We start from the raw sequence: 21,850 nt of genomic DNA, 5'->3' as shown, positions 1-21,850 counted from the left end.
GTAGGAACTTGAAATGATGAATACTCAATACCGTAAATCTTTAACTGGCACGACGCTCGACTACTTCGATACTCGTGCAGCGGTTGAAGCAATTGAAGCTGGCGCTTATGCGAAGCTTCCCTACACATCGCGTGTATTGGCAGAACAGTTGGTTCGCCGTTGTGAGCCGGACGCTCTAACTGATTCGCTAAAACAGCTAATCGAGCGTAAGCGTGACCTCGATTTCCCTTGGTACCCAGCGCGTGTTGTCTGTCATGACATTCTTGGTCAAACAGCACTGGTTGACCTAGCAGGTCTGCGTGATGCGATTGCGGATCAGGGTGGTGACCCATCTAAGGTTAACCCTGTCGTGCCAACTCAGCTGATTGTTGACCACTCGTTGGCAGTAGAGGCACCAGGCTTTGATCCAGAAGCGTTCGATAAGAACCGTGCGATTGAAGATCGTCGTAACGAAGACCGTTTCCACTTTATCGACTGGACCAAGACTGCGTTTGAAAACGTTGATGTAATTCCAGCCGGTAACGGCATCATGCACCAGATCAACCTTGAGAAGATGTCTCCGGTTATTCAGGCGCGTGATGGGGTTGCCTACCCTGATACCTGTGTCGGTACTGACTCGCACACGCCTCACGTTGATGCACTGGGTGTTATCGCGATCGGTGTCGGTGGTCTTGAAGCTGAAACTGTTATGCTGGGTCACCCATCAATGATGCGTCTTCCAGACATCGTGGGTGTGAAGCTAACGGGTAAACGTAATCCAGGAATCACTGCGACTGATATCGTATTGGCTCTGACTGAGTTCCTACGTCAGGAGCGTGTCGTTGGTGCATACCTTGAGTTCTTCGGCGAAGGCGCTGATTCACTATCGATTGGTGACCGTGCGACTATCTCGAACATGACTCCAGAGTTTGGTGCAACGGCTGCGATGTTCTACATCGATGGCCAGACGATCGACTACCTAAAACTGACCGGTCGTGAACCAGAGCAGGTTGCACTGGTTGAGCAGTACGCTAAAGAGACTGGCCTATGGGCGACCGATCTTGTTACGGCTGAATACGAGCGAGTTCTTGAGTTTGATCTATCGACTGTTGTGCGCAATATGGCTGGTCCATCAAACCCACACCGTCGTCTACCAACTTCGGATCTAACCAATCGCGGTATCGCTGACGAAGCGAAATTGGCTGTTGCGAAAGCGGAAGAGGCTGATGGCCTGCTACCAGATGGCGCAGTGATCATCGCAGCGATCACTTCATGTACCAATACATCAAACCCCCGCAACGTTGTTGCTGCAGGTCTTGTTGCTAAACGTGCTAACGAGCTTGGCCTTGTGCGCAAGCCTTGGGTTAAATCGTCATTTGCTCCAGGTTCAAAAGTTGCAAAACTTTACCTAGAAGAGGCGGGTCTTCTTCCAGAACTTGAGAAGATGGGCTTCGGTATCGTGGCATACGCTTGTACAACCTGTAACGGTATGTCGGGTGCGCTTGATCCTGTGATTCAGCAAGAGATTATTGATCGTGACCTCTACGCGACAGCTGTACTATCGGGTAACCGTAACTTCGACGGCCGTATCCACCCATACGCTAAGCAGGCATTCCTAGCATCACCACCACTTGTCGTTGCTTACGCGATTGCCGGTACGATGCGTTTTGATATCGAAAACGATGTATTGGGTACGGATACCAACGGTAACCCAGTAACGCTTAAAGATATCTGGCCATCAGATGAAGAGATCGATGCGATTGTCGCTAAGGCCGTTAAGCCAGAGCAGTTCCAGCAGATCTACATCCCTATGTTTGACCTAGGTGAAGCTGAGAAAGCGCCAAGCCCACTTTACGACTGGCGTGAAATGTCGACCTACATTCGTCGCCCTCCATACTGGGAAGGTGCGTTGGCAGGTGAGCGTACGCTAAAAGGTATGCTTCCATTGGCAGTGTTAGGTGACAACATCACAACTGACCACCTATCGCCATCGAATGCGATTCTTGCGTCGTCTGCAGCGGGTGAATACCTTGCTAAGATGGGTCTTCCAGAAGAGGACTTCAACTCATACGCAACTCACCGTGGTGACCACCTAACAGCACAGCGCGCAACCTTCGCTAACCCGAAACTGTTGAATGAGATGTGTCGTGATGAGAACGGCGAGATCATTCAGGGTTCTCTAGCTCGTCTAGAACCTCAGGGTGAACAGATGCGCATGTGGGAAGTGATTGAGACTTACATGGAGCGCAAGCAGAACCTAATCATCGTTGCTGGCGCTGACTACGGTCAGGGCTCATCACGTGACTGGGCGGCTAAAGGTGTTCGCCTAGCGGGTGTTGAAGCGATCGTTGCTGAAGGTTTCGAGCGTATTCACCGTACTAACCTAGTCGGTATGGGCGTACTACCTCTTCAATTCAAAGAGGGCGAAACACGTCATACTTACGGTATTGATGGTACTGAGTCGTACGATGTGGAAGGTGAGATCGCGCCACGTGCAGATCTAACGCTGATCATCAATCGTCGTAACGGTGAACAGGTTCGCGTACCAGTGACCTGTCGTCTTGATACGGCTGCAGAAGTTCGTGTCTATAAAGCTGGTGGTGTGTTGCAACGCTTTGCTCAAGATTTTCTTGAGGGCAATGCATAAGCAATTGGCTAACTACAAGGGGTCGCATCGCGGCCCTTTTTTAAATTAAGGGAGATGTTTGAAATGGCATTTGTTCCTCAAATTCAGGTTCGCGCTACCTACATGCGTGGCGGTACATCTAAGGGTGTTTTCTTCAATCTGAAGGATTTACCAGATGCGTGTCAGGTTCCAGGTGAAGCGCGCGATAAGTTGTTAATGCGTGTCATTGGTAGCCCAGATCCATACGGTGCTCAAATTGATGGTATGGGTGGTGCGACTTCATCGACATCGAAGACGGTTATCGTCTCAAAAAGCACCATGCCAGATCATGATGTTGACTACCTTTTTGGTCAGGTCGCGATCGATCGTCCATTTATGGATTGGTCAGGTAACTGCGGTAACCTATCGGCGGCTATTGGCCCTTTTGCTATTCATGAAGGGCTAATCGACCCAGCTAAGATTCCTGAAAACGGCATCTGCGAAGTCAAAATTTGGCAGGCCAACATCAAGAAGACCATCATCGGTAAAGTCCAGATCACTAATGGTCAGGTACAAGAGACAGGTGACTTCGAGCTTGATGGTGTCACTTTCCCCGCAGCTGAGATTGAAGTGTCGTTCATGGATCCAGCCGATGGCGAAGGTTCTATGTTCCCAACAGGTAATCTTGTCGATGATCTTGAAGTTCCTGGTGTGGGTACTTTTAAAGCGACAATGATCAACTCAGGTATCCCAACCATCTTCCTCAATGCAGAAGAGATTGGTTACCAAGGTACTGAGCTTCGTGAAGCGATCAATAATGATCCTGAAGCGCTAGCGCGTTTTGAAACCATGCGTGCCCACGGTGCGCTAAAGATGGGTCTAATCACGGATCTTAAAGAGGCTGAGACGCGTCAACATACCCCTAAAATTGCTTTTGTCTCACCACCAAAGAACTACACAGCGTCTAGTGGTAAAGAGATCACAACGGATGATGTAGATGTTCTAGTTCGTGCACTGTCTATGGGTAAACTTCATCACGCGATGATGGGTACAGCGGCAGTTGCTATCGCAACGGCAGCAGCAGTACCGGGTACGCTGGTTAACCTCGCTGCCGGTGGCGGAGAGCGCGATGCCGTTCGCTTTGGTCACCCATCGGGTACCTTGCGTGTCGGTGCAAAAGCGGAAGAGGTGAATGGTGAGTGGACTGCTAAAGCCGCCATCATGAGCCGAAGTGCGCGTCTTCTAATGACGGGTTCTGTGCATGTTCCAGGGGATACCTTTTAGTCTCTGGAAAATGCTGAAAGTGCCGATGTCAGGCTGAAGGCCTGGCACGGTAACTGCGTAGTGGGTTAGTACCCAGGTGACAGGCCTTCAGCCTGTCATCCGCCCTTTCTTCATTCACCACTAAACAAGTGAATTTCACTCCGCAAAACCGCATTGAATTGATCCTTTCCATAGGTTTAACGTATTGTTTGTAACGAATAATGTTAATAATCAAATCACGGGATCTTTCGATCATGCCACTTCAACTTAGCGACACCTCTCTTCTTATCTCTAAAGCATTTATTAATGGTCAGTGGGTAGACTCACATTCCGGCGATACATTTGCCGTGATCAATCCCGCTACTGGAGAGTTACTTGCTGAAGTCCCCGATATGGATGAGGTTGATACTCAACGAGCGATCGACGCGGCCGATGCTGCTTGGGCCGATTGGAAAACCCTTCCATGCAAACAGAAAGCTAATCTTATTCGTCGTTGGTTTGATTTGGTCATGGAGAATCAGGAAGATCTAGCGCGTTTGATGACAGCAGAACAGGGTAAGCCTCTTGCAGAAGCGCGTGGTGAGGTCGCTTACGGCGCGAGCTACATCGAGTGGTTCGCTGAAGAGGCCAAGCGTGTTTATGGTGATACCATTCCTGCAGCTACGGGTGATAAGCGTTTAGTTGTTATCAAGCAGCCAGTCGGTGTAGTGGGTGCAATCACTCCTTGGAACTTCCCGAATGCCATGATTGCGCGCAAGATTGCACCAGCGCTAGCAGCGGGATGTCCAGTGGTTGCTAAACCGGCAGAAGATACACCGCTTTCATCTCTCGCACTGGCAGAACTTGCAGCACGAGCAGGTATCCCTACGGGTCTTATCAACATTGTGACAAGCTCGAGAGCTAAAGCGGCTGCCGTAGGCAGTGCGCTTACGAGTTCAGATAAAGTTCGTAAAATTTCCTTCACTGGTTCGACGCAGGTCGGCAAGATTCTAATGAAACAAGCCGCCGACAGCGTCAAAAAAGTCAGTATGGAGCTGGGAGGAAATGCCCCCTTCGTCGTTTTTGATGATGCTGATTTGGATGCGGCTATCGATGGTGTGATTGCATCTAAGTATCGAAACACTGGCCAAACTTGTGTCTGCGCCAACCGTATCATTGTCCAAAGCGGTATCTATGAGTCTTTCCTTCAAAAGCTCGCTGAGCGTGTTTCAGCCTTTAAAGTGGGTAACGGTCTTGAAGTGGACGACGCTGTTCAAGGTCCTCTGATCAACCAAGCTGCGGTCGACAAGGTTGAACGACACATCAAAGACGCGGTAGAGAAGGGGGCTCGGATTGTATTAGGTGGAAAGCCCCATGCACTGGGTGGCACCTTCTTTGAGCCGACCATACTGGCTGACATCACAACCGATATGTGTGTGACTTACGAAGAGACCTTTGGTCCTGTGGCACCTATCTACAAGTTTGAAACAGAAGAGGAGGCCATCGCACTGGCAAATGACACAGAATTCGGCTTGGCAGCCTATTTCTACAGTCGCGATATTGGCCGTGTCTGGCGTGTTGCTGAAGCACTGGATGTTGGGATTGTGGGCATCAATGAAGGGATTATCTCTTCAGAAATGGCACCCTTTGGTGGGGTTAAACAGAGTGGCCAAGGTCGAGAAGGGTCTAAGTACGGTCTGGATGACTACCTAGAGATTAAATACCTCTGTATGGGTGGCATATAATTATGCCCACTAAAAGCCCTCTTGTCAGAGGGCTTTTTCTTTTACAGTTTCCAGCTAGGATCTTTCTGATCGATCAAACGGATCAACGCCGGCCACTCAGGGTGTCTAACTTTTGCATTGGCTTGAGCTTCGCCGCCTTCGAACTGATGACGAGTTTTTCGAATGATCTCTTCATCAATTGGGTTCAGGTTGCCTGCTGCCATAGCAGCCAATTGCACCTCTGCATTTCTAATGAAAGCAAAGTGTCTTACAAAGGCCCAGGTACAAGTTGGGCCTGCTGTGAGAAGACCGTGGTTCTTGAGAACAAGCGTGTGGTTGGTTTCACCCATTGCCGCCGCTAGTCGCGGCCCCTCAGAGCCATCCAGAACGATCCCTTCAAAGTCATGATAGCCAGTGCGTTCGAAGAACTGACAACCCTCTTGCGTAACAGGAATTAATGGTGAATCCAGCGCGCACAGTGACTGCGAAACTGGCTCGTGTGTATGTAATATACAGTGCAGATCAGGGCGGGCTTTATGAATCGTTGAGTGAATGGTGTAGCCTGCTTTGTTGACGTTCCACTCACTTTCAGAAAGGGCGTTACCATCAATATCGATCTTAATCAGGTCTGATGCGCGCATTTCATCATAACGAACCCCGAACGGGTTGATTAAAAACTCATCAGTTCCAGGAATACGCAGGCTGATATGGTTGTAGACAATGAATGTCCAGCCAAAGTGATCAACCATTCTGTAGGTCGCTGCGAGTTGAAGGCGGGCTTGCCATTCAGTGTCACTCATTCCTTCAGGTGCATCGGGTAGATCTACCTGAAATCTTGGATCGTTACTCATGTTCTGTCCTTTTATTTATTCGGTGTCGAGCGTTTCAATATTTTTAATCAATTTGTGAAGGGTCCCAACAAATTGAACTAATTCACTCTCATCAATCTCTTTTACGACTCTCTCATGACGATCAAGCACCACGTCCAAGAAGCGTTGATGTAGTGCCCAACCCTTTTCACTAAGTGACCAGCGTTTTTGCTTGCCTTTGGGTGTGGCTGTTTCACCAATGAGCAGATTTTGTGAGTCCAGTTTAGCCATGGCTCGACTGGCCGCTGCCTTATCTATGCTGATCAGGGAGCAGACTTCAGCTGCCTTTTGGTTTGGCTGATAAGCCAGAGATGCGAGAACCCGCATCTCAACTGAGCCCAAACCAAATTGCGATAGGTACTGGCTTGATGAGTAGCTTGTCAGCCTATTGGCGATCACAGAGATAAGGTGTTGAAGGTATCGATCATAGTCGAGAACTTCATGCCCCTCTCTGTGTCGAATAATGTCCAATTTATCTGACATTAACTTTCAAACGCAGCCTGAGGTTTTTCGCCCATGACTGTTGTGCGATGCAGTTCACGACGGAACCCATCGTAATCATTAAACGCGCGGTGAAGACAGATGCGGTTGTCCCAAATGGCGACAGTATCCTCTTCCCAGCGTAAACGACAACAGAAGAACTCTTGCGTTGCGTGCTCGTGTAGGAATTTAAGCAGAGGTTCTGACTCGCGGCGCTCCATTCCCTCGATATTGACTGAGTAGACACCATCAACATAGAGTGACACTTGACCAGATTCTGGATGCTTGCGAACCATCGGATGGAAGTTTCCGCGCATCATCGCGTCGATATCAATTTCTAACTCGATATCGGTCATTGAAGTCATATTCTTTGTCTGTTCAACCACTTTTTTCATCGAGCCTATAACGCGGTCAGCAGCCATATGAACCTTTAGCGGCGCTAGCATCTTTTTCATGCCAGCAGACAGGCTCTCATACGCCATCACTGAGTTGTACCAGATGGTATCACCACCATAGGGTGGAATTTCGATGCCGTGAAGTACACTGATTGATGGTGGTCTTTCTAGAAAGGCTGAATCGGTATGGTGACCACCGCCAAAGATGATTTTAGATTTGGTATCAGCCTCTTTGATAACAGGTTGTACATCTGGGAAGCCAGGAAGACCTGTGGTGTAAGCATCGGTACCTAACTCGCCAAAGCGCTTTGTAAACTCCAACTGATCAGCAGGGGAGAGGTTCTGCTTACGCAAGAAGATCATCTTGTGGTGCCAGAGTGCCTCTTTGAGCTCCTCAAAGGCTTCGTCATCAAGATCTTTTAACTGAACATCCAGTACCTCAGCACCCATTGATGAAGCCAGTGGTAGTGTTTTGATCTGTTTACCTTGATATGGATGGTTTTTGTAAGGCTGATCGTCATGAATTAGATCGGTATCCATTGAACTCATTGCTTCTCTCCGATGGTGTTATTTATTGTGAAATGAACAATAGATCCAAAAAGTTGATATGTCAACTTTTTGGTTTTTACAGAATGAGGGCAGATAAAAGTGATCTCTTTTTTTGTGCATTGCGAAAGCTAAATTTAATTCCCCGCAGGATCCGCTATAATCCGCATCTGATTTCAAGATAGAGGCTTTGAATAATGTCGACTCAGGCACTTATTTCGCAGTTACAAACCATTGTTGGTAAGAAGTACGCAATAACCGAATCTGATCGTGTGGCGCCTTACGCTACCGGTTTTCGTCTGGGTGGTGGTAGTGCATTAGCTGTCGTTCGTCCTGGAACCTTGGTTGAGGTTTGGCACTGTCTGCAAGCCTGTGTCAAAGCGGATGTGATCGTCATTATGCAGGCCGCGAATACCGGTTTGACCGGTGGCTCTACCCCTAATGGTGACGATTACGATCGTCCTATCGTGATCATCAGTACCATGCGCATCGACTCTATTCACCTGATTGATCAGGGCAAACAGATTGTGGGTCTTGCGGGTTCTACGCTTTTTGGTCTGGAAGATCGCCTGCGTCCATACGGTCGTGAGCCTCACTCTGTCATCGGTTCCTCATGTATTGGTGCGTCTATTGTCGGTGGTATCTGTAACAACTCTGGCGGTGCGTTAGTTCAGCGTGGTCCTGCTTACACAGAGATGTCTATCTTTGCTCAGATCAATGCCGACGGTGAGTTGGAGTTGGTGAACAATCTAGGAATCAACTTGGGTGATACACCTGAGGAGATGCTCGAAAATCTTCAGTACGAGCGTTATCGCGCTGATGATGTCCAGTACCCAGATCTGCTGGGTTCCGATAACGAGTACAACGATCGTATTCGTGATATTGATGCTGAGACACCCTCTCGCTACAACAATGATGGTCGTCGTCTGCACGAAGCGTCTGGTTGTGCCGGTAAATTGGCCGTCTTTGCTGTGCGTATGGATACCTTCGAGATTCCAAAGAAACAGCAGGTGTTCTACGTTGGTACTAATGACCCTGCGGTTATGGAGCAGATGCGTCGCGATATCTTGTCGACCTTTAAGAATCTGCCTATCGCCGGTGAGTACATTCACCGTACCTGTTATGACGTCTCTAAGAAGTACGGTAAAGATTCGTTCATCGTGATCGACAAACTCGGTGCTTCCTACATGCCTAAGATGTTCGCGATTAAACGCACGGTTGATCGTTGGACCAATAAGCTAGGCTTTTTACCGAAAAACTTCTCGGACAAGATGCTGCAGTGGATGAGCTACCTATGGCCAAATCATCTGCCGGCTAGCATGGAAGAGTATCGTGATCGCTTTGAACACCACTGGATTCTCGAAACAGGCAATGAGTGTGTCGATGAGATGCGCGCTTACCTCAATGAGTTCTTTAAAACGAATGAGGGTGAGTATTTCGAGTGTACTGAGCGCGAAGCAGAGCAGGCGATTCTGCACCGTTTTGTCGCGGGTGGTGCGATTGGACGTAACAAGATCATGGAAGGCGACAAACTAGGTGCGGTTATGACCATCGATGTGGCCTTCCCGCGTAATGAGCGCGACTGGTTTGAAACGCTGCCACAAGAGCTAGCGGATCAAATTGCCGTTAAGGTCTACTATGGTCACTTCTTCTGTCACGTCATGCACCAGAACTACATCATGAAGCCCGGTGTTGATGCCAAAGCGGTTAAGAACCAGATTTTGGATACCTTTGATGCGCGTGGTGCTGAATACCCAGCGGAACATAACGTTGGTCATGAATACGCTGCGAAAGAGGCGCTTAAAGAGTTCTACCGCAGTCTGGATCCAACCAATGGATTCAACGCAGGTATTGGTCAAACCAGTAAGTTGAAGTACTGGGGTGAGTCATCCTGTGGTTGTGGCAGCGATCATCACTGATCCGTTGAATTGAAAAAGGGAAGCCTAATGGCTTCCCTTTTTTGTATCCGATCGATGCTTATCGAGTTTTTAGAATCTCAGCAAGCTGATCATTCATCTCAATCAGTGAGCTTTCGGTCGTCTCCCAGTTGATACAGGCATCCGTCACCGAGACACCGTATTTCAATTCATTGAGATCTGAAGGGATCGACTGGTTGCCCTCATTAATGTGCGACTCGATCATAAGACCGATGATTGAGCGGTTACCCTGAACAATCTGATGCATTGCATCCTTAGCCACTAGCGGCTGGCGGTTGTGATCTTTGTTTGAGTTAGCGTGGCTACAGTCGATCATAATGTTCTGTGGCAGCTTCGCTTTCTCTAGTGCTTGTTCTGTTAGGTTGACGCTGACGGTGTCGTAGTTGGCACGTCCCGCACCACCACGAAGTACGACATGACTGTATTGGTTACCACGAGTACGGACAATGGATACCTGACCCTCTGAGTTGATTCCCAAAAAGCTGTGAGGGTGGCTGACCGATTGCATCGCATTAATAGCAACATCTAAGCTACCGTCAGTACCATTTTTGAAGCCAACGGCGCCGGATAGACCTGAGGACATTTCACGGTGAGTTTGTGATTCAGTGGTACGCGCCCCAATGGCTGACCAAGTAATAAGATCCTGCATGTATTGTGGTGAGATTGGATCCAATGCTTCAGTCGCCAGAGGAAGGCCCATCTCGGCCAGATCAAGCAGCAACTTACGACCAATACGAAGTCCCTCTTCAATCTCAAAGCTGTCGTTCATATGAGGGTCGTTGATCAACCCTTTCCAACCGACGGTGGTACGTGGTTTTTCAAAGTAGACTCGCATTACTAGGTAGAGTGAATCTTTCACCTGCTCTTGCAGCTTCAATAGGCGACGACCATATTCGATCGCAGCTTCTGGATCGTGAATAGAGCAAGGGCCTACCACGATGAACAGGCGCTTATCTTCGCGCTTAAGAATCTGTTTGATGGTGTTGCGGCCGGCCATCACGCTCGCGGCAGCTTTATCAGACAGAGGTAACTCTTTTTTAAGCTGATTGGGTGTGACCAGTGGGTCATTTGATTCGACGTTTAAATCGTCAATACGAGTATCGGTCATGGGTTAAATCCGAATAATCCTTTGAAAGAAGAGCGTTTGTAACACAGTCAATGGTCTGGTTTAAGGGCTCTGTCAGTATAAAATACGAATTTTAGTGATCTATGACCGACAAAACGGAATAATAGCTCTAACTGTGTAATTTAAATCTTCGTTATTGCGATAGATAAGTTTTAATGCGAGGACTTTGTGCGTTCTATCAAATTCACACTCAGCCTGTTAATGGCGTTCATATTGTCACTGTCAGGCGCCAATGCGTCTCTGTTTGGTGGTAACAGTGATGAGCCGTTAGAGGTTGAACAGGCGTTTAAATTCAGTGCTCAGCAACTGGATGCTAACCGCTTTCTATTGGTATGGGATATTGAGCCTCGTTACTACCTCTACCAAGATCGAATCGAGTTAACCCTTCCAGAAGGGGTTAGCCAAGTTAGCCGATCCGATTCCGCGACTGATACTAAAGAGGATCCTGTCTTTGGTGTTGTAGAGGTCTTTCATGATCGCGCTGAGGTGACCGTTGAGCTGGCGCGTCAAACCGCTGCATCGGCTGAGGGTCAATTTGATGTCAGCTACCAAGGTTGCTGGGAAGGGGGAATCTGTTATCCACCGGTGACTGGTGTGGTTGCCTACACTGGTCTATCGGAGGCTTTACAGGCTACAAAAACAGCTTCAGCTGACGCAACTACGACAGAGATTGTCAGTGAGCAGGATCAGTTCTTACAAACCCTATCAGGTAGCTCCTCTTGGACTTTGATTGGCGTCTTCTTTTTAGCGGGTTTGGCTCTGTCGTTGACGCCCTGTGTATTTCCGATGATTCCCATTCTGTCGGGCATTATTGCCGGTCATGGTCACAACACTAATGCTAAGCATGGATTAGCCCTGTCGATCATCTATGTGCTGGCTATGGCGGTGACCTACACAATCGCTGGGGTGCTGGCAGGAGTGTTTGGAGCGAATCTGCAAGCGGCACTTCAGGCTCCTGCAGTAATTGCTCTCTTCAGTCTTCTGTTTGTGCTGTTGGCAGGCTCTATGTTTGGCTTTTACGAGCTGCAGATGCCGTCCTCTGTTCAAACCTGGTTGAGTCGCAATTCTGATAAACAGAAAGGTGGCAGTTATGTTGGTGTGGCTGTTATGGGCTTCCTCTCTGCACTGATTGTGGGTCCCTGTATGGCTGCTCCGTTGGCGGGCGCTTTGATCTATATTGGTCAAACGGGTGATCCTGTTATTGGCGGGTTAGCACTATTCTCACTGTCGATTGGTATGGGTATTCCTCTGATATTGATCGGCACCTCTGCAGCCAAGTACATGCCACGTGCGGGTCTTTGGATGGAGAGTGTCAAAGCCGGTTTTGGTGTCGTTCTTCTTTTGATGGCGGTTTGGATGTTAGATCGCATCGTGCCGGTTGAGGTGACGATGGGATTGGTCGCGCTGATCCTAATCATCACCTCTGTCTTTATGGGTGTCTTTGAAAGTCACGCCTCGGAAGTTCATGGTGTTAAGAAGATCGCCAAAGGGGTAGGGGTTATCCTGCTCGTTTACGGTGCCTCTTTAACCCTAGGGCTTCTGTCCGGTGGTAAGAGTTTGATCTACCCATTGAAAGGCCTCGTATCGACAAGTGAAGCCACGACTGCAGCGAAGATTGAGTTTGTAACCGTGACCAATCCAACCGATTTAGACGCTCAATTGAGCCTGGCTAAATCGAGAGGACAGGCTGTTTTACTGGATTACTACGCGGATTGGTGTGTCTCCTGTAAGGAGCTCGATTACGTCACTTTCGCTGACTCAGCCGTTCAGAACAGGATGGCGCAAATGTTGCTGGTAAAAGTAGATGTGACGGCTAATGATGAAGCGTCGAAGCAGCTTACAAAGCGCTATGAAGTACTTGGTCCGCCAACGCTTATCTTTTATGATGGACTTGGTCAGTATCGAAAAGAGTTAACTCTGGTGGGTGTACCCTCGCCAGAACAGTTTTTACAAATGAGCAATCAACTTTAAGCAATAACTGAGCTTAGGCAAGACAATTGTCCTGCTCTTTGGAGTGATGAAAATGAAAAAAAGTACTCTGTTTGCAGCCCTTCTGTTGACCCCTGTCGTAGCACTTGCTGCCGACGCGGATAACGGCAAGGAGCTTTATGATGAAACCTATTTTGAGCGAGAGATTAACGGCGAAATGCGTGATGATGTGACCTGCGCAACCTGTCACGAACCTGCCTTTTACACTCGTTCAGACCGTATGGCTTCCAGCTATAAAAATCTTGAACAGGCCTGGGTTCAGGGCTGTAACGACAAGATGAATGTCGGCTGGTTCCCGGAAGAGGTTGCCGATGTTACGGCTTACCTCAACAAGACCTACTACAAGTTCCCACAAGAGTAGTCATTAATTTTAGTTGCTAAAGAGCCAGCAAATAGCTGGCTCTTCTGTTTCTAGCTATCTATCGAATGAACTCTCTACTGATCTCTTTAAACTTAGGATGATCGGCACGCTTTAACCACTCAAACATCACCATCTCTTTTGAAACCAGGGTCACTTGGTTTTGTTGAATTCGCTTAAGAGCCAGCACTTTATCCTCGGCCTTTCGTGAACTGACAGCGTCTTCGACCACAAAAACCTGAAATCCCATTTCACTAAGTTCTAAGACTGTTTGAAGAACACAGACATGTGTCTCCATGCCTGCAATGATGATCTGTTTGCGCTCCCACTGATTCAACGCGGTTTTTATCTGTGGTTCACTTACGCATGAAAAGCTCTGTTTTTCGAACCGCTCAGCCTTACCTTCAAGAAGCGATAGTAGCGACTCTTCAGTGGCTCCAAGACCTTGTGGATACTGTTCAGAGTAGGCGATGGGTATCTCAAGAAGTTGCGCCACCTCAACCAGTGCGACGGTATTAGCGAGGGTCTGTTCTGGTGATTGCACAGCCGGTAGCAACCTCCCCTGAACATCAATTACGAATAGCGTGCAGTTATCTCTGTCGATCAGTGCCATACTGGTTAACCTTTATAGAGTTCGGGCCAATATTGTTCGACGACAGGCGAGTCTTCAGCGTAGGTGTGGCAGCTGTTGAGTTGCGCGGAAACCGGTGATTCAGCCGTGCTTTTTGCTAATCGATGGCGCTCTTGAAAGGTGACTTGTATGGCCGTTGTCGCTACTGGACCTAATAGCTCAACCAGGTGTGTACAGCCTTGAATGCCGCCAAACAGATCTCTCACCTTTTTGGTAAAGCCGGGTCTAATCGACTCTCCCTCTAACTGTTTATATACCGGTGCGATACCTGGACACATTGTGTAGGGGGTGGCATCCATCGTGGTTTCAACGGCGTGTATGTTCAGATCAAGATCAACAGTCAGGCGGATCGCCATATCGTGCAGTGGGTCGCCCGCTTTTAAGATAAATTCACTTAATGGCATCTCATCAGCTTTGGTATCGACGAGATGGCCTTCAATATCCCAAAGCCCATCTTCACGCTGATAGCCAGTGCAGGTGACCTGTCGTGTATGGCGATGCGTCCTCGCAGCCGGTGTGGGTAGTGGCATGATAGGCTCCTAAACAATGCGTCGATTGAGATTAGCATCGGCCATGATGCGTGTACTGATCTCTTCAATCGAGAAGTTGGTGGTATTGATCGATTGCATATTGTTCTGGCGGAAATAGCGCTCAGCCGTGCGAGTCTCAAGATCGCATTGGTCGAGTGACGAGTATCGGCTGTTTGGGCGTCTCTCATTACGAATCGCGGCAAGCTGGAACGGATCGATGGTCAATCCATACAGCTTTTCACGGTGCTGCTTAAGAATATCGGGTAGATCTTCACCGCCCATATCCTCTTCGGTCAGTGGGTAGTTGGCGGCGCGAATACCGTACTGCAGTGCCATGTAGAGGCAGGTGGGTGTTTTACCGCAACGGGAGACACCTACTAGGATAATGTCAGCCTCTTTGTACTGCTGAGTTCTGGCGCCGTCATCGTTATCCAACGCAAAGTTAACCGAATCGATACGGGCCTTGTAGCGATCAATTTGGTTAATCGCGTGTGATTTACCAACCGTGTAGGTCGATGCGGTATCGAGCTCGGATTCAAGCGGTTTTAAAAAGGTCGAGAAGATGTCGATGTTGTAGGACTCAGCATCAGCGATCATTGCGCGGTACTCTGCATTAACAAAGGTATCGAACACAATTGGACGATGTCCGTCTTGTTTGCCTGTTTCGTTAATGCGTTGAATAACGGCTTCGACCTTTTCGGGTGTATCGATGTAGGGAAGGGTGATCTCTTCAAACTCTACCGACTCAAATTGGCTAAGCAGACTGTTACCAAGAACTTCAGCTGTGATGCCGGTTCCGTCCGATATAAAGAAAGCGGTGCGCTTCATTTTGGATACTCAATTCGACTAAATTCAATGCCCTATACTAGAGTTTTTGTAGCGAAATTACATTTTTAAAAGGGGGTTTTATTTCTCTTTTCTTCCTCTAGTATGGCGTGTATTGGGTAGTAAATACTCAGTTTAACGACCAAAGTTTAGGAGATAGTGCTTTGACAGAATACGTGATTCGTCTTGATCAGGCGCGCATGACCGATGTGGAAAAAGTAGGTGGTAAGAATGCCTCTCTTGGTGAAATGATCAGTCAATTGAGTGAAGCCGGTGTGCGTGTACCGGGTGGCTTTGCCACGACTGCCGAAGCGTATCGAGAGTTCCTAGCCTATGGTGGTTTGGCGGATCGTATTAATGCACGTCTTGATGAGCTGGATGCAGATGATACGCGTGCATTGGCGGAAACTGGCGGTCAGATTCGTCAGTGGATTATGGATGCGGATTTTCAACCTGAATTGGATGCTGCGATCGAAACAGCTTACGCAGAGATGTTGGATGGCCAAGCTGAGATCAGTGTCGCAGTGCGCTCATCGGCGACTGCAGAAGATTTGCCAGATGCCTCTTTTGCTGGCCAGCAAGAGACCTTCCTAAATATTAAAGGCCTAGATAATGTTAAACACGCGATCAAAGAGGTGTTTGCTTCCCTATATAACGATCGCGCCATCTCTTACCGAGTTCACAAAGGATTTACTCACGCTGAAGTAGCGCTATCTGCGGGTATTCAACGCATGGTTCGCAGTGAGACCGGCGCATCGGGCGTTCTCTTCTCATTGGACACAGAATCAGGTTTCCAGCACGTTGTCTTCATCACCGCCGCGTACGGTTTGGGCGAAACCGTTGTTCAGGGCGCAGTTAACCCTGATGAGTTCTACGTCTACAAACCCACTCTAAAGCAGAACGCTCCTGCGATTCTTCGTCGTACCATGGGCTCTAAAGCGATCAAGATGATCTACACGGATGAGCACAGTGCGGGTAAGGCGGTAGAGACGGTCGATGTCTCTTATGCGGATCGCAACCGTTTCTGTGTGACGGATGAAGAGGTAGAAGAGTTGGCGCGCATTGCCGTCATCATTGAGAACCACTACGGCCGTCCAATGGATGTCGAGTGGGCTCGTGATGGGGATGATGGTCAGCTTTACATCGTTCAGGCTCGTCCAGAAACGGTTCGCAGTCAGACACAAAAAACCGTGATCGAACGCTACCTGATGAAAGAGAAGGGTCAGGTCCTCGTTGAAGGTCGTTCGATTGGTCACCGAATTGGCGCCGGTGTTGTTCGTCTTGTTAAGTCACTTGATGAGATGCACACCGTTCAGGATGGTGATGTGTTGGTAACGGATATGACCGACCCAGATTGGGAGCCGGTTATGAAACGTGCATCAGCGATCGTAACGAACCGTGGTGGTCGTACCTGTCACGCGGCGATCATTGCACGTGAGTTAGGTATTCCTGCTATCGTGGGCTGTGGTGATGCAACCTCTGCACTGACTGACGGCCAAGAGGTGACTGTTAGCTGTGCAGAAGGTGATACAGGCTACGTCTACGCGGGTTGTCTAGACTTTGAACACACTACAAACAATGTTGAACAGATGCCATCGCTGCCGTTCGACATTATGATGAACGTGGGTAACCCAGACCGTGCCTTTGACTTCCAATCACTGCCGAATGCTGGTGTTGGTCTGGCGCGTTTAGAGTTCATTATCAACCGAATGATTGGTGTTCACCCGAAAGCGTTGATTAATCTAGAGGAGCAACCACGTGATGTGCGTCAGGTTATTGAACGCCGCATCGCAGGTTACAAATCGCCTGTTGATTTCTACGTTGATAAATTGACTGAGGGTATCTCAACGCTTGCGGCCGCTTTCTACCCTAAGAAAGTGATCGTTCGTATGTCGGACTTCAAATCCAATGAGTACGGTCACCTGATCGGTGGTCAATCGTTCGAACCGCATGAAGAGAACCCAATGCTTGGTTTCCGTGGTGCTGCTCGCTACATCTCTGAAGACTTCCGTGACTGTTTTGAGCTGGAGTGTCGTGCATTGAAACGTGTCCGTGATGAGATGCGTCTAACCAATGTTGAGATCATGGTGCCATTCGTACGCACACCAGGCGAGGCAAAACAGGTCGTAGATCTGTTGGCGGAGAATGGACTTCAGCGCGGACAGAACGGTCTTAAGTTGATCATGATGTGTGAAATCCCATCCAACGCACTACTCGCTGACCAGTTCCTTGAGTACTTTGACGGCTTCTCAATTGGTTCGAACGACCTGACTCAGCTGACACTCGGCTTGGACCGTGATTCGGGTCTTATCGCGCATCTGTTCGATGAGCGAAACGAAGCGGTTAAGCGTCTTCTTGAGATGGCGATTACCGCCTGTAAGGCGCAGGGTAAATATGTGGGTATCTGTGGACAAGGACCTTCGGACCACCCTGATCTTGCCCGTTGGTTGATGCAGCAGGGTATCGACAGTGTGTCACTCAACCCTGATTCAGTCATGGATACCTGGTTCTACTTGGCGAATGACAAAGCCTAAAAGAGGCTAAATCCTTAAAAACGGTCAGGATTCACTCCCTGGCCGTTTTTCGTTCTGGCCTAACCGGTTATCATAGGGTTTTTAATATTGGGAGAGAGGCGTGTTTGAACTCGGTAAGCGCAATCAATTAACGGTGTTGCGAGAGAGTCCATACGGTGTCTATTTAGAGACAGGTGATGGTGGCGGCATACTGCTCCCTCGAAGTGAAGTGCCTGAAGGTACTAAGCCTGGCGATAAGCTGCGTGTGTTTGTCTACCTTGACTCCCAAGATCAAGAGATCGCGACCTTGGCGCATCCCAAAGCGGAAGTGGGTCAATTCGCTCGACTGCGTGTTAAAGAGACCACGCCGATAGGTGCTTTCCTGGATTGGGGACTATCTAAAGATCTGCTGCTGCCTTTCTCAGAGCAGCAGCGTGATGTGACGGAAGGTCTGTGGGTGAATGTCTTCATCTACATTGATAACTCGAACCGTATCGCGGCCTCAATGAAAACGGATCGTTATCTTGAGTCCAACCCAACCGACCTAAACAAAGAGATGCTGGTTGAAATGCTGCCCTGGCGTATGACTGACTTAGGCATGCTCTGCATCATCAATGATCGCTATGAAGGCCTTATCCATCGTCAAGACCTCACTCAGCATTTGAAATTGGGTCAGCGTCTGACGGGCTATGTTAAGCAGGTTCGTGAGGATGGACAGATTGACCTTATGCTGACGCCACCTGGTTATAAACGAGTCGGGTCTGTTGCCGATAAGCTGTTGGCTGAGTTGGAGGCGAACAGCGGCTTCTGTCCACTGGGTGATAAGAGTCCGCCTGAAGCGATTAATGCCCGTTTTGGTTGCAGTAAAAAAGCCTACAAAATGGCGATTGGTCAGCTGTTGAAAGAGGGCAAGATCCAAATTGAAGCGGATGGCCTTCGTCTAAAATCTTAAAATCTATCAGGAGAAATCGATGGAAGATCTACTACCCGAACTGTGCGATCGCTATGAAGATGATGTGCGCATTCTTGAACCGATGTTTGGTAACTTTGGCGGTCGTGAACGCTTTAGCGGAAAGATCGTGACGATCAAAGCGTTTGAAGATAACTCCTTGGTTCGTGAACAAGTTGCGCTACCTGGTGAAGGTCGAGTGCTGGTAGTTGATAGCGGTGGCTCTATGCGTCGCGCGATGTTGGGTGACATGCTGGCTGAGAAAGCAGTCAAGAATGGCTGGTCGGGTATTGTTATCTACGGCTGTATCCGTGACGTGAATGCCATTGGTGATCTTGACCTAGGTGTTCAAGCGTTGGGCTGCCACCCGTTGAAGACCGAGAAAAAAGGGGCGGGCGAATTAAATGTCACGCTTCGTTTTGGCGGTGTTGATTTCATTCCGGGTGAATATCTCTACGCTGATAACAACGGTCTGCTGGTTAGCGAAAAAGAGTTAACGATTGATTGAAAATTAACCAGCATAGGTCTATTATCCACAGCCCGTTCTTAGTTGAGCGGCTGTAATTTTTTCTATTTTATAAGTTGTTGTTTTTAAACAGATTTAAAATTTTTTCAAAAAAAGTTACAGATTCACGGAACTAAAAGACTTCACAGAGGGTCTACTGTTCTACAAGCAGGGCATTTTTTAAGCCCTATTTGGTAAATCACCAGCTTGAAAGCCTCTAAATGAGCAGTTATTACTGCTGACCGCAGCCTGGAACTCCCCCTTTATCCGGCCTGCGGTTTTTTATTGCCTTAAAGAACCTTGTCGTAGCGTGCTTTAAGAATCATTACACGTTCAATGTAGCGCTCTGTCTCGGGATAGGGTGGTATGCCTTGGTAACGTTTCACAGCCGTTGGCCCTGCGTTGTAGGCTGCTAGGGCCAATTTTGTGTCACCAAACTGCTCTAGCTGCTCTTTTAGGTATTGGCTCCCGGCAAAGATGTTCGCGCTAGGATCCTGTCGGTTCTCGACACCTAGGGAGAGTGCTGTCTTTTTCATTAGCTGCATCAAACCCATTGCCCCTTGTGAAGAGAGCGCGTTGCTTTTGAATGCCGACTCCGCATGAATCACGGCGCGAATAAGAGATTCGTCAACCTTGACTTGGTTGGCGGTGATTTGTGTAATGCTGCGAAAGTCTCGAGTGTTTAGAGGCACAGTGTGCCAATCGATTGATGGGTTTGACCGGCAGGCATAACAGTCAAATTTGAGTATTTCATAATGAGTGGTCTGTTTAGGGCGTCGATCGCTGAACGAGAGCACGCCTGACTCGTTGCGAAATTTATAGATGGTCTGCGAACTCTCACTTTTCGCAGAGGTGCTGTAGACTGAGCTGACTATCAGCAGTGTCGACAGCAGTGTTAGACGCTTGTTTAAATACATAATGCTCAAACTTTGAGGTTTACGTGAAGTATAGGCTACTTATTTTCGATTGGGATGGAACTTTAATCGATTCTCAAGCGCGTATCGTATCCAGTTTTCAGGGCGCTACGCGTGAGCTAGGTCTAAGAATCCCCAGTGATGAGTCAGTGCGAGATATTATTGGCCTTGGCTTGCCAGAGGCTATTCTTAAAGTCATGCCTGAATGTGATGCCGCAACGCGAGAGCTCATTCGGCAGGGTTACAGTAAACACTATCTAGAGGTTGATCAGACACCCACGGCGCTATTTGACGGTGCATTTGATGGACTGGGGCTACTCAAACAGCATGGCTATCGACTCTCGGTCGCGACTGGAAAAAGCCGCCGTGGTTTGGATCGCGTCCTGTCTGATACAGAGTTGGCGGGCCATTTTGAACTGACCAAGTGTGCTGATGAGACGGCATCCAAGCCAGATCCTTTGATGCTGCATGAGATCCTAGAAGAGACAGGTTTGGATGCTAGCGAAGTCCTTATGATTGGTGACACCAGTTATGATTTGGAGATGGCGCGCAGTGCGGGTATTGATCGAGTGGCTATGAGCTATGGGGTGCATGAGGTGGATGATCTGCATGCCTTTGAACCGTTGCAGGTGTTTGATCATTTTAATGAGTTAGTGGATTGGTTAAGGAGTTAATGTGGAACACAATCCTTGGGGTGAAAAGCCTAGTGATTCAAAAGAGAGTATTGAGCAGGCTAGTGGAACGGTTGTGCAAACTAATGAGAAGAGTGATCAGCCTGCTGTAGACAGTACCGATTCAAAAAGCTGGCGCTTGCTTGAAAAGCTGGTTGATAACGTCAACCGTGAGCAGCGCCGATCTCGCCGTTGGGGCATCTTCTTCAAGTCTCTGACCTTTATCTATCTGTTTGGTATCGCAGGCTTTTTTCTGTGGAGTGAGAAGTTCGCCTCCATTGAGGAGATCTCTAAGCCACATGTGGCAGTGGTTCAAGTGCGTGGCGTTATTTCAGACAGCAGCGAAGCCAGTGCTGATCTGTTGATCACCTCTCTGCGCGATGCGTTTGAGGCATCTGACAGTCTCGGTGTTATTGTGCGTATTAACAGCCCGGGTGGTAGTCCTGTTCAAGCCGGTTACGTCTATGATGAGATTGTTCGACTCCGTGCACTCTATCCTGATAAGGCGGTGATGGCCGTTATTACCGATATTGGCGCCAGTGGCGGTTATTACCTAGCCAGTGCCGCGGACGCTATCTATGCGGATAAAGCCAGCCTGGTAGGTTCAATTGGGGTCATTTCAAGTGGATTTGGTTTTGTCGATTTGATGGAGAAGCTAGGGGTTGAACGCCGTGCTCTTACCGCAGGCGACAGCAAAGCACTGCTAGACCCTTTCCAGCCGCTCTCGGATCAACAGAAGCGCTTTTGGCAATCTGTGTTGGATACTACTCACCAACAGTTTATTGACGCTGTGAAGCAGGGTAGGGGTGATCGTCTTGCTGATAACCCTGAGCTGTTCTCTGGACTAATCTGGACAGGTGAACAGGCCGTTGAATTGGGTTTGATTGATGGGTTAGGCAGTGCTAGCTCTGTTGCTCGCGAACAGTTTAATACCGATCATCTAATTGATTACAGCTACCGTCCAAACGCGGTTGAACGCTTGGCAGAGCGTCTAGGTGTTGGGGTGGCCAGTCAGGTTATGAACACTCTCGGTATAACGAGCTCTATCCAGTTCAAATAGAT

General features: G+C 48.6%; 19 protein-coding genes. 11 read left to right on the top strand and 8 right to left on the bottom strand.

The genetic code is table 11. The features are described from left to right. Nucleotides 1-16: 16 nt before the first annotated feature. From acnD to XMA127_RS05340, 3 genes are all read left to right on the top strand, one after another. Nucleotides 17-2,626 (top strand): Fe/S-dependent 2-methylisocitrate dehydratase AcnD, encoded by a 2,610-nt coding sequence (acnD, locus tag XMA127_RS05350; protein ID WP_173499052.1) that lies wholly within the window; start codon nucleotides 17-19, stop codon nucleotides 2,624-2,626. A 63-nt stretch (nucleotides 2,627-2,689) separates the two neighbouring features. Beyond that, nucleotides 2,690-3,868 carry a 2-methylaconitate cis-trans isomerase PrpF gene (gene prpF / locus XMA127_RS05345; protein WP_173481621.1) on the top strand — a complete coding sequence of 393 codons (1,179 nt, stop codon included), beginning with the start codon at nucleotides 2,690-2,692 and terminating at the stop codon, nucleotides 3,866-3,868. 233 nt (nucleotides 3,869-4,101) lie between these two features. Further along, on the top strand, nucleotides 4,102-5,571 hold the full coding sequence (locus XMA127_RS05340; RefSeq protein ID WP_173489103.1) for an NAD-dependent succinate-semialdehyde dehydrogenase: 1,470 nt from the start codon (nucleotides 4,102-4,104) through the stop codon (nucleotides 5,569-5,571). Nucleotides 5,572-5,612: 41 nt separating this feature from the next. On the opposite strand, the gene XMA127_RS05335 is transcribed toward XMA127_RS05340, so the two are convergent. From XMA127_RS05335 to XMA127_RS05325, 3 genes are read right to left on the bottom strand one after another with little or no spacing between them, the layout of a single operon-like run. Beyond that, entirely contained in the window at nucleotides 5,613-6,401 is a 789-nt protein-coding gene (locus tag XMA127_RS05335; RefSeq protein WP_173483206.1) for a class II aldolase/adducin family protein, read from the bottom strand. Nucleotides 6,402-6,416: 15 nt separating this feature from the next. Continuing rightward, nucleotides 6,417-6,902, bottom strand: coding sequence for a MarR family winged helix-turn-helix transcriptional regulator (locus tag XMA127_RS05330; protein WP_173481618.1), 486 nt, complete (start codon nucleotides 6,900-6,902; stop codon nucleotides 6,417-6,419). After that, nucleotides 6,902-7,843 carry a TauD/TfdA family dioxygenase gene (locus XMA127_RS05325; RefSeq protein WP_173481617.1) on the bottom strand — a complete coding sequence of 314 codons (942 nt, stop codon included), beginning with the start codon at nucleotides 7,841-7,843 and terminating at the stop codon, nucleotides 6,902-6,904. The genes XMA127_RS05330 and XMA127_RS05325 overlap by 1 nt, the downstream gene beginning before the upstream one ends. Nucleotides 7,844-8,037: 194 nt before the next feature. On the opposite strand from XMA127_RS05325, the gene dld reads away from it, so the two are divergent. Further along, nucleotides 8,038-9,759 (top strand): D-lactate dehydrogenase, encoded by a 1,722-nt coding sequence (gene dld / locus XMA127_RS05320; RefSeq protein WP_173481616.1) that lies wholly within the window; start codon nucleotides 8,038-8,040, stop codon nucleotides 9,757-9,759. Between the two features lie 58 nt (nucleotides 9,760-9,817). Here dld and XMA127_RS05315 read toward each other — a convergent pair whose 3' ends face one another. After that, complete coding sequence (locus XMA127_RS05315; protein ID WP_173484299.1) at nucleotides 9,818-10,885, bottom strand: 3-deoxy-7-phosphoheptulonate synthase; 1,068 nt, start codon at nucleotides 10,883-10,885, stop codon at nucleotides 9,818-9,820. Between the two features lie 186 nt (nucleotides 10,886-11,071). Between XMA127_RS05315 and dsbD the strand changes: the two genes are divergently transcribed. Then, a complete protein-coding gene (gene dsbD / locus XMA127_RS05310; protein WP_371731510.1) occupies nucleotides 11,072-12,874 on the top strand; it encodes a protein-disulfide reductase DsbD in 1,803 nt (600 codons plus the stop codon). Between the two features lie 52 nt (nucleotides 12,875-12,926). Then, on the top strand, nucleotides 12,927-13,253 hold the full coding sequence (locus tag XMA127_RS05305) for a hypothetical protein (protein ID WP_173481614.1): 327 nt from the start codon (nucleotides 12,927-12,929) through the stop codon (nucleotides 13,251-13,253). A gap of 58 nt (nucleotides 13,254-13,311) precedes the next feature. Here XMA127_RS05305 and XMA127_RS05300 read toward each other — a convergent pair whose 3' ends face one another. The 3 genes from XMA127_RS05300 to XMA127_RS05290 are packed head-to-tail and all read right to left on the bottom strand — an operon-like array spanning nucleotide 13,312 to nucleotide 15,239. After that, nucleotides 13,312-13,863 carry a hydrolase gene (locus XMA127_RS05300; RefSeq protein WP_173483203.1) on the bottom strand — a complete coding sequence of 184 codons (552 nt, stop codon included), beginning with the start codon at nucleotides 13,861-13,863 and terminating at the stop codon, nucleotides 13,312-13,314. A gap of 5 nt (nucleotides 13,864-13,868) precedes the next feature. Further along, nucleotides 13,869-14,411: a DUF2889 domain-containing protein gene (locus XMA127_RS05295; protein ID WP_173481612.1), complete on the bottom strand. Its 543-nt coding sequence runs from the start codon at nucleotides 14,409-14,411 to the stop codon at nucleotides 13,869-13,871. A 9-nt stretch (nucleotides 14,412-14,420) separates the two neighbouring features. Further along, nucleotides 14,421-15,239 carry a pyruvate, water dikinase regulatory protein gene (locus XMA127_RS05290; protein ID WP_173481611.1) on the bottom strand — a complete coding sequence of 273 codons (819 nt, stop codon included), beginning with the start codon at nucleotides 15,237-15,239 and terminating at the stop codon, nucleotides 14,421-14,423. A gap of 161 nt (nucleotides 15,240-15,400) precedes the next feature. Here XMA127_RS05290 and ppsA point away from each other — a divergent pair, with 161 nt between their 5' ends. The 3 genes from ppsA to rraA all read left to right on the top strand — a co-directional run bounded on the left by ppsA (nucleotide 15,401) and on the right by rraA (nucleotide 19,206). Then, on the top strand, nucleotides 15,401-17,770 hold the full coding sequence (ppsA, locus tag XMA127_RS05285; protein ID WP_173484298.1) for a phosphoenolpyruvate synthase: 2,370 nt from the start codon (nucleotides 15,401-15,403) through the stop codon (nucleotides 17,768-17,770). A gap of 100 nt (nucleotides 17,771-17,870) precedes the next feature. Beyond that, on the top strand, nucleotides 17,871-18,701 hold the full coding sequence (locus XMA127_RS12055; RefSeq protein ID WP_173481610.1) for a S1-like domain-containing RNA-binding protein: 831 nt from the start codon (nucleotides 17,871-17,873) through the stop codon (nucleotides 18,699-18,701). 19 nt (nucleotides 18,702-18,720) lie between these two features. Further along, on the top strand, nucleotides 18,721-19,206 hold the full coding sequence (gene rraA / locus XMA127_RS05275) for a ribonuclease E activity regulator RraA (RefSeq protein ID WP_173481609.1): 486 nt from the start codon (nucleotides 18,721-18,723) through the stop codon (nucleotides 19,204-19,206). Between the two features lie 287 nt (nucleotides 19,207-19,493). On the opposite strand, the gene XMA127_RS05270 is transcribed toward rraA, so the two are convergent. Then, nucleotides 19,494-20,120, bottom strand: coding sequence for a lytic transglycosylase domain-containing protein (locus tag XMA127_RS05270; RefSeq protein ID WP_173498979.1), 627 nt, complete (start codon nucleotides 20,118-20,120; stop codon nucleotides 19,494-19,496). 23 nt (nucleotides 20,121-20,143) lie between these two features. Here XMA127_RS05270 and XMA127_RS05265 point away from each other — a divergent pair, with 23 nt between their 5' ends. Further along, on the top strand, nucleotides 20,144-20,791 hold the full coding sequence (locus XMA127_RS05265) for an HAD-IA family hydrolase (RefSeq protein WP_173481607.1): 648 nt from the start codon (nucleotides 20,144-20,146) through the stop codon (nucleotides 20,789-20,791). Nucleotide 20,792: 1 nt separating this feature from the next. Then, complete coding sequence (locus XMA127_RS05260; RefSeq protein WP_173481606.1) at nucleotides 20,793-21,848, top strand: S49 family peptidase; 1,056 nt, start codon at nucleotides 20,793-20,795, stop codon at nucleotides 21,846-21,848. The last annotated feature ends 2 nt before the right edge of the window (nucleotides 21,849-21,850 follow it).

The organism is Marinobacterium sp. xm-a-127, assembly GCF_013283425.1.
Taxonomy (GTDB): domain Bacteria; phylum Pseudomonadota; class Gammaproteobacteria; order Pseudomonadales; family Balneatricaceae; genus Marinobacterium_E.
The sequence above is the reverse complement of the archived record's forward strand: the minus strand, read 5'-3'. Positions and strand labels throughout refer to the sequence as shown.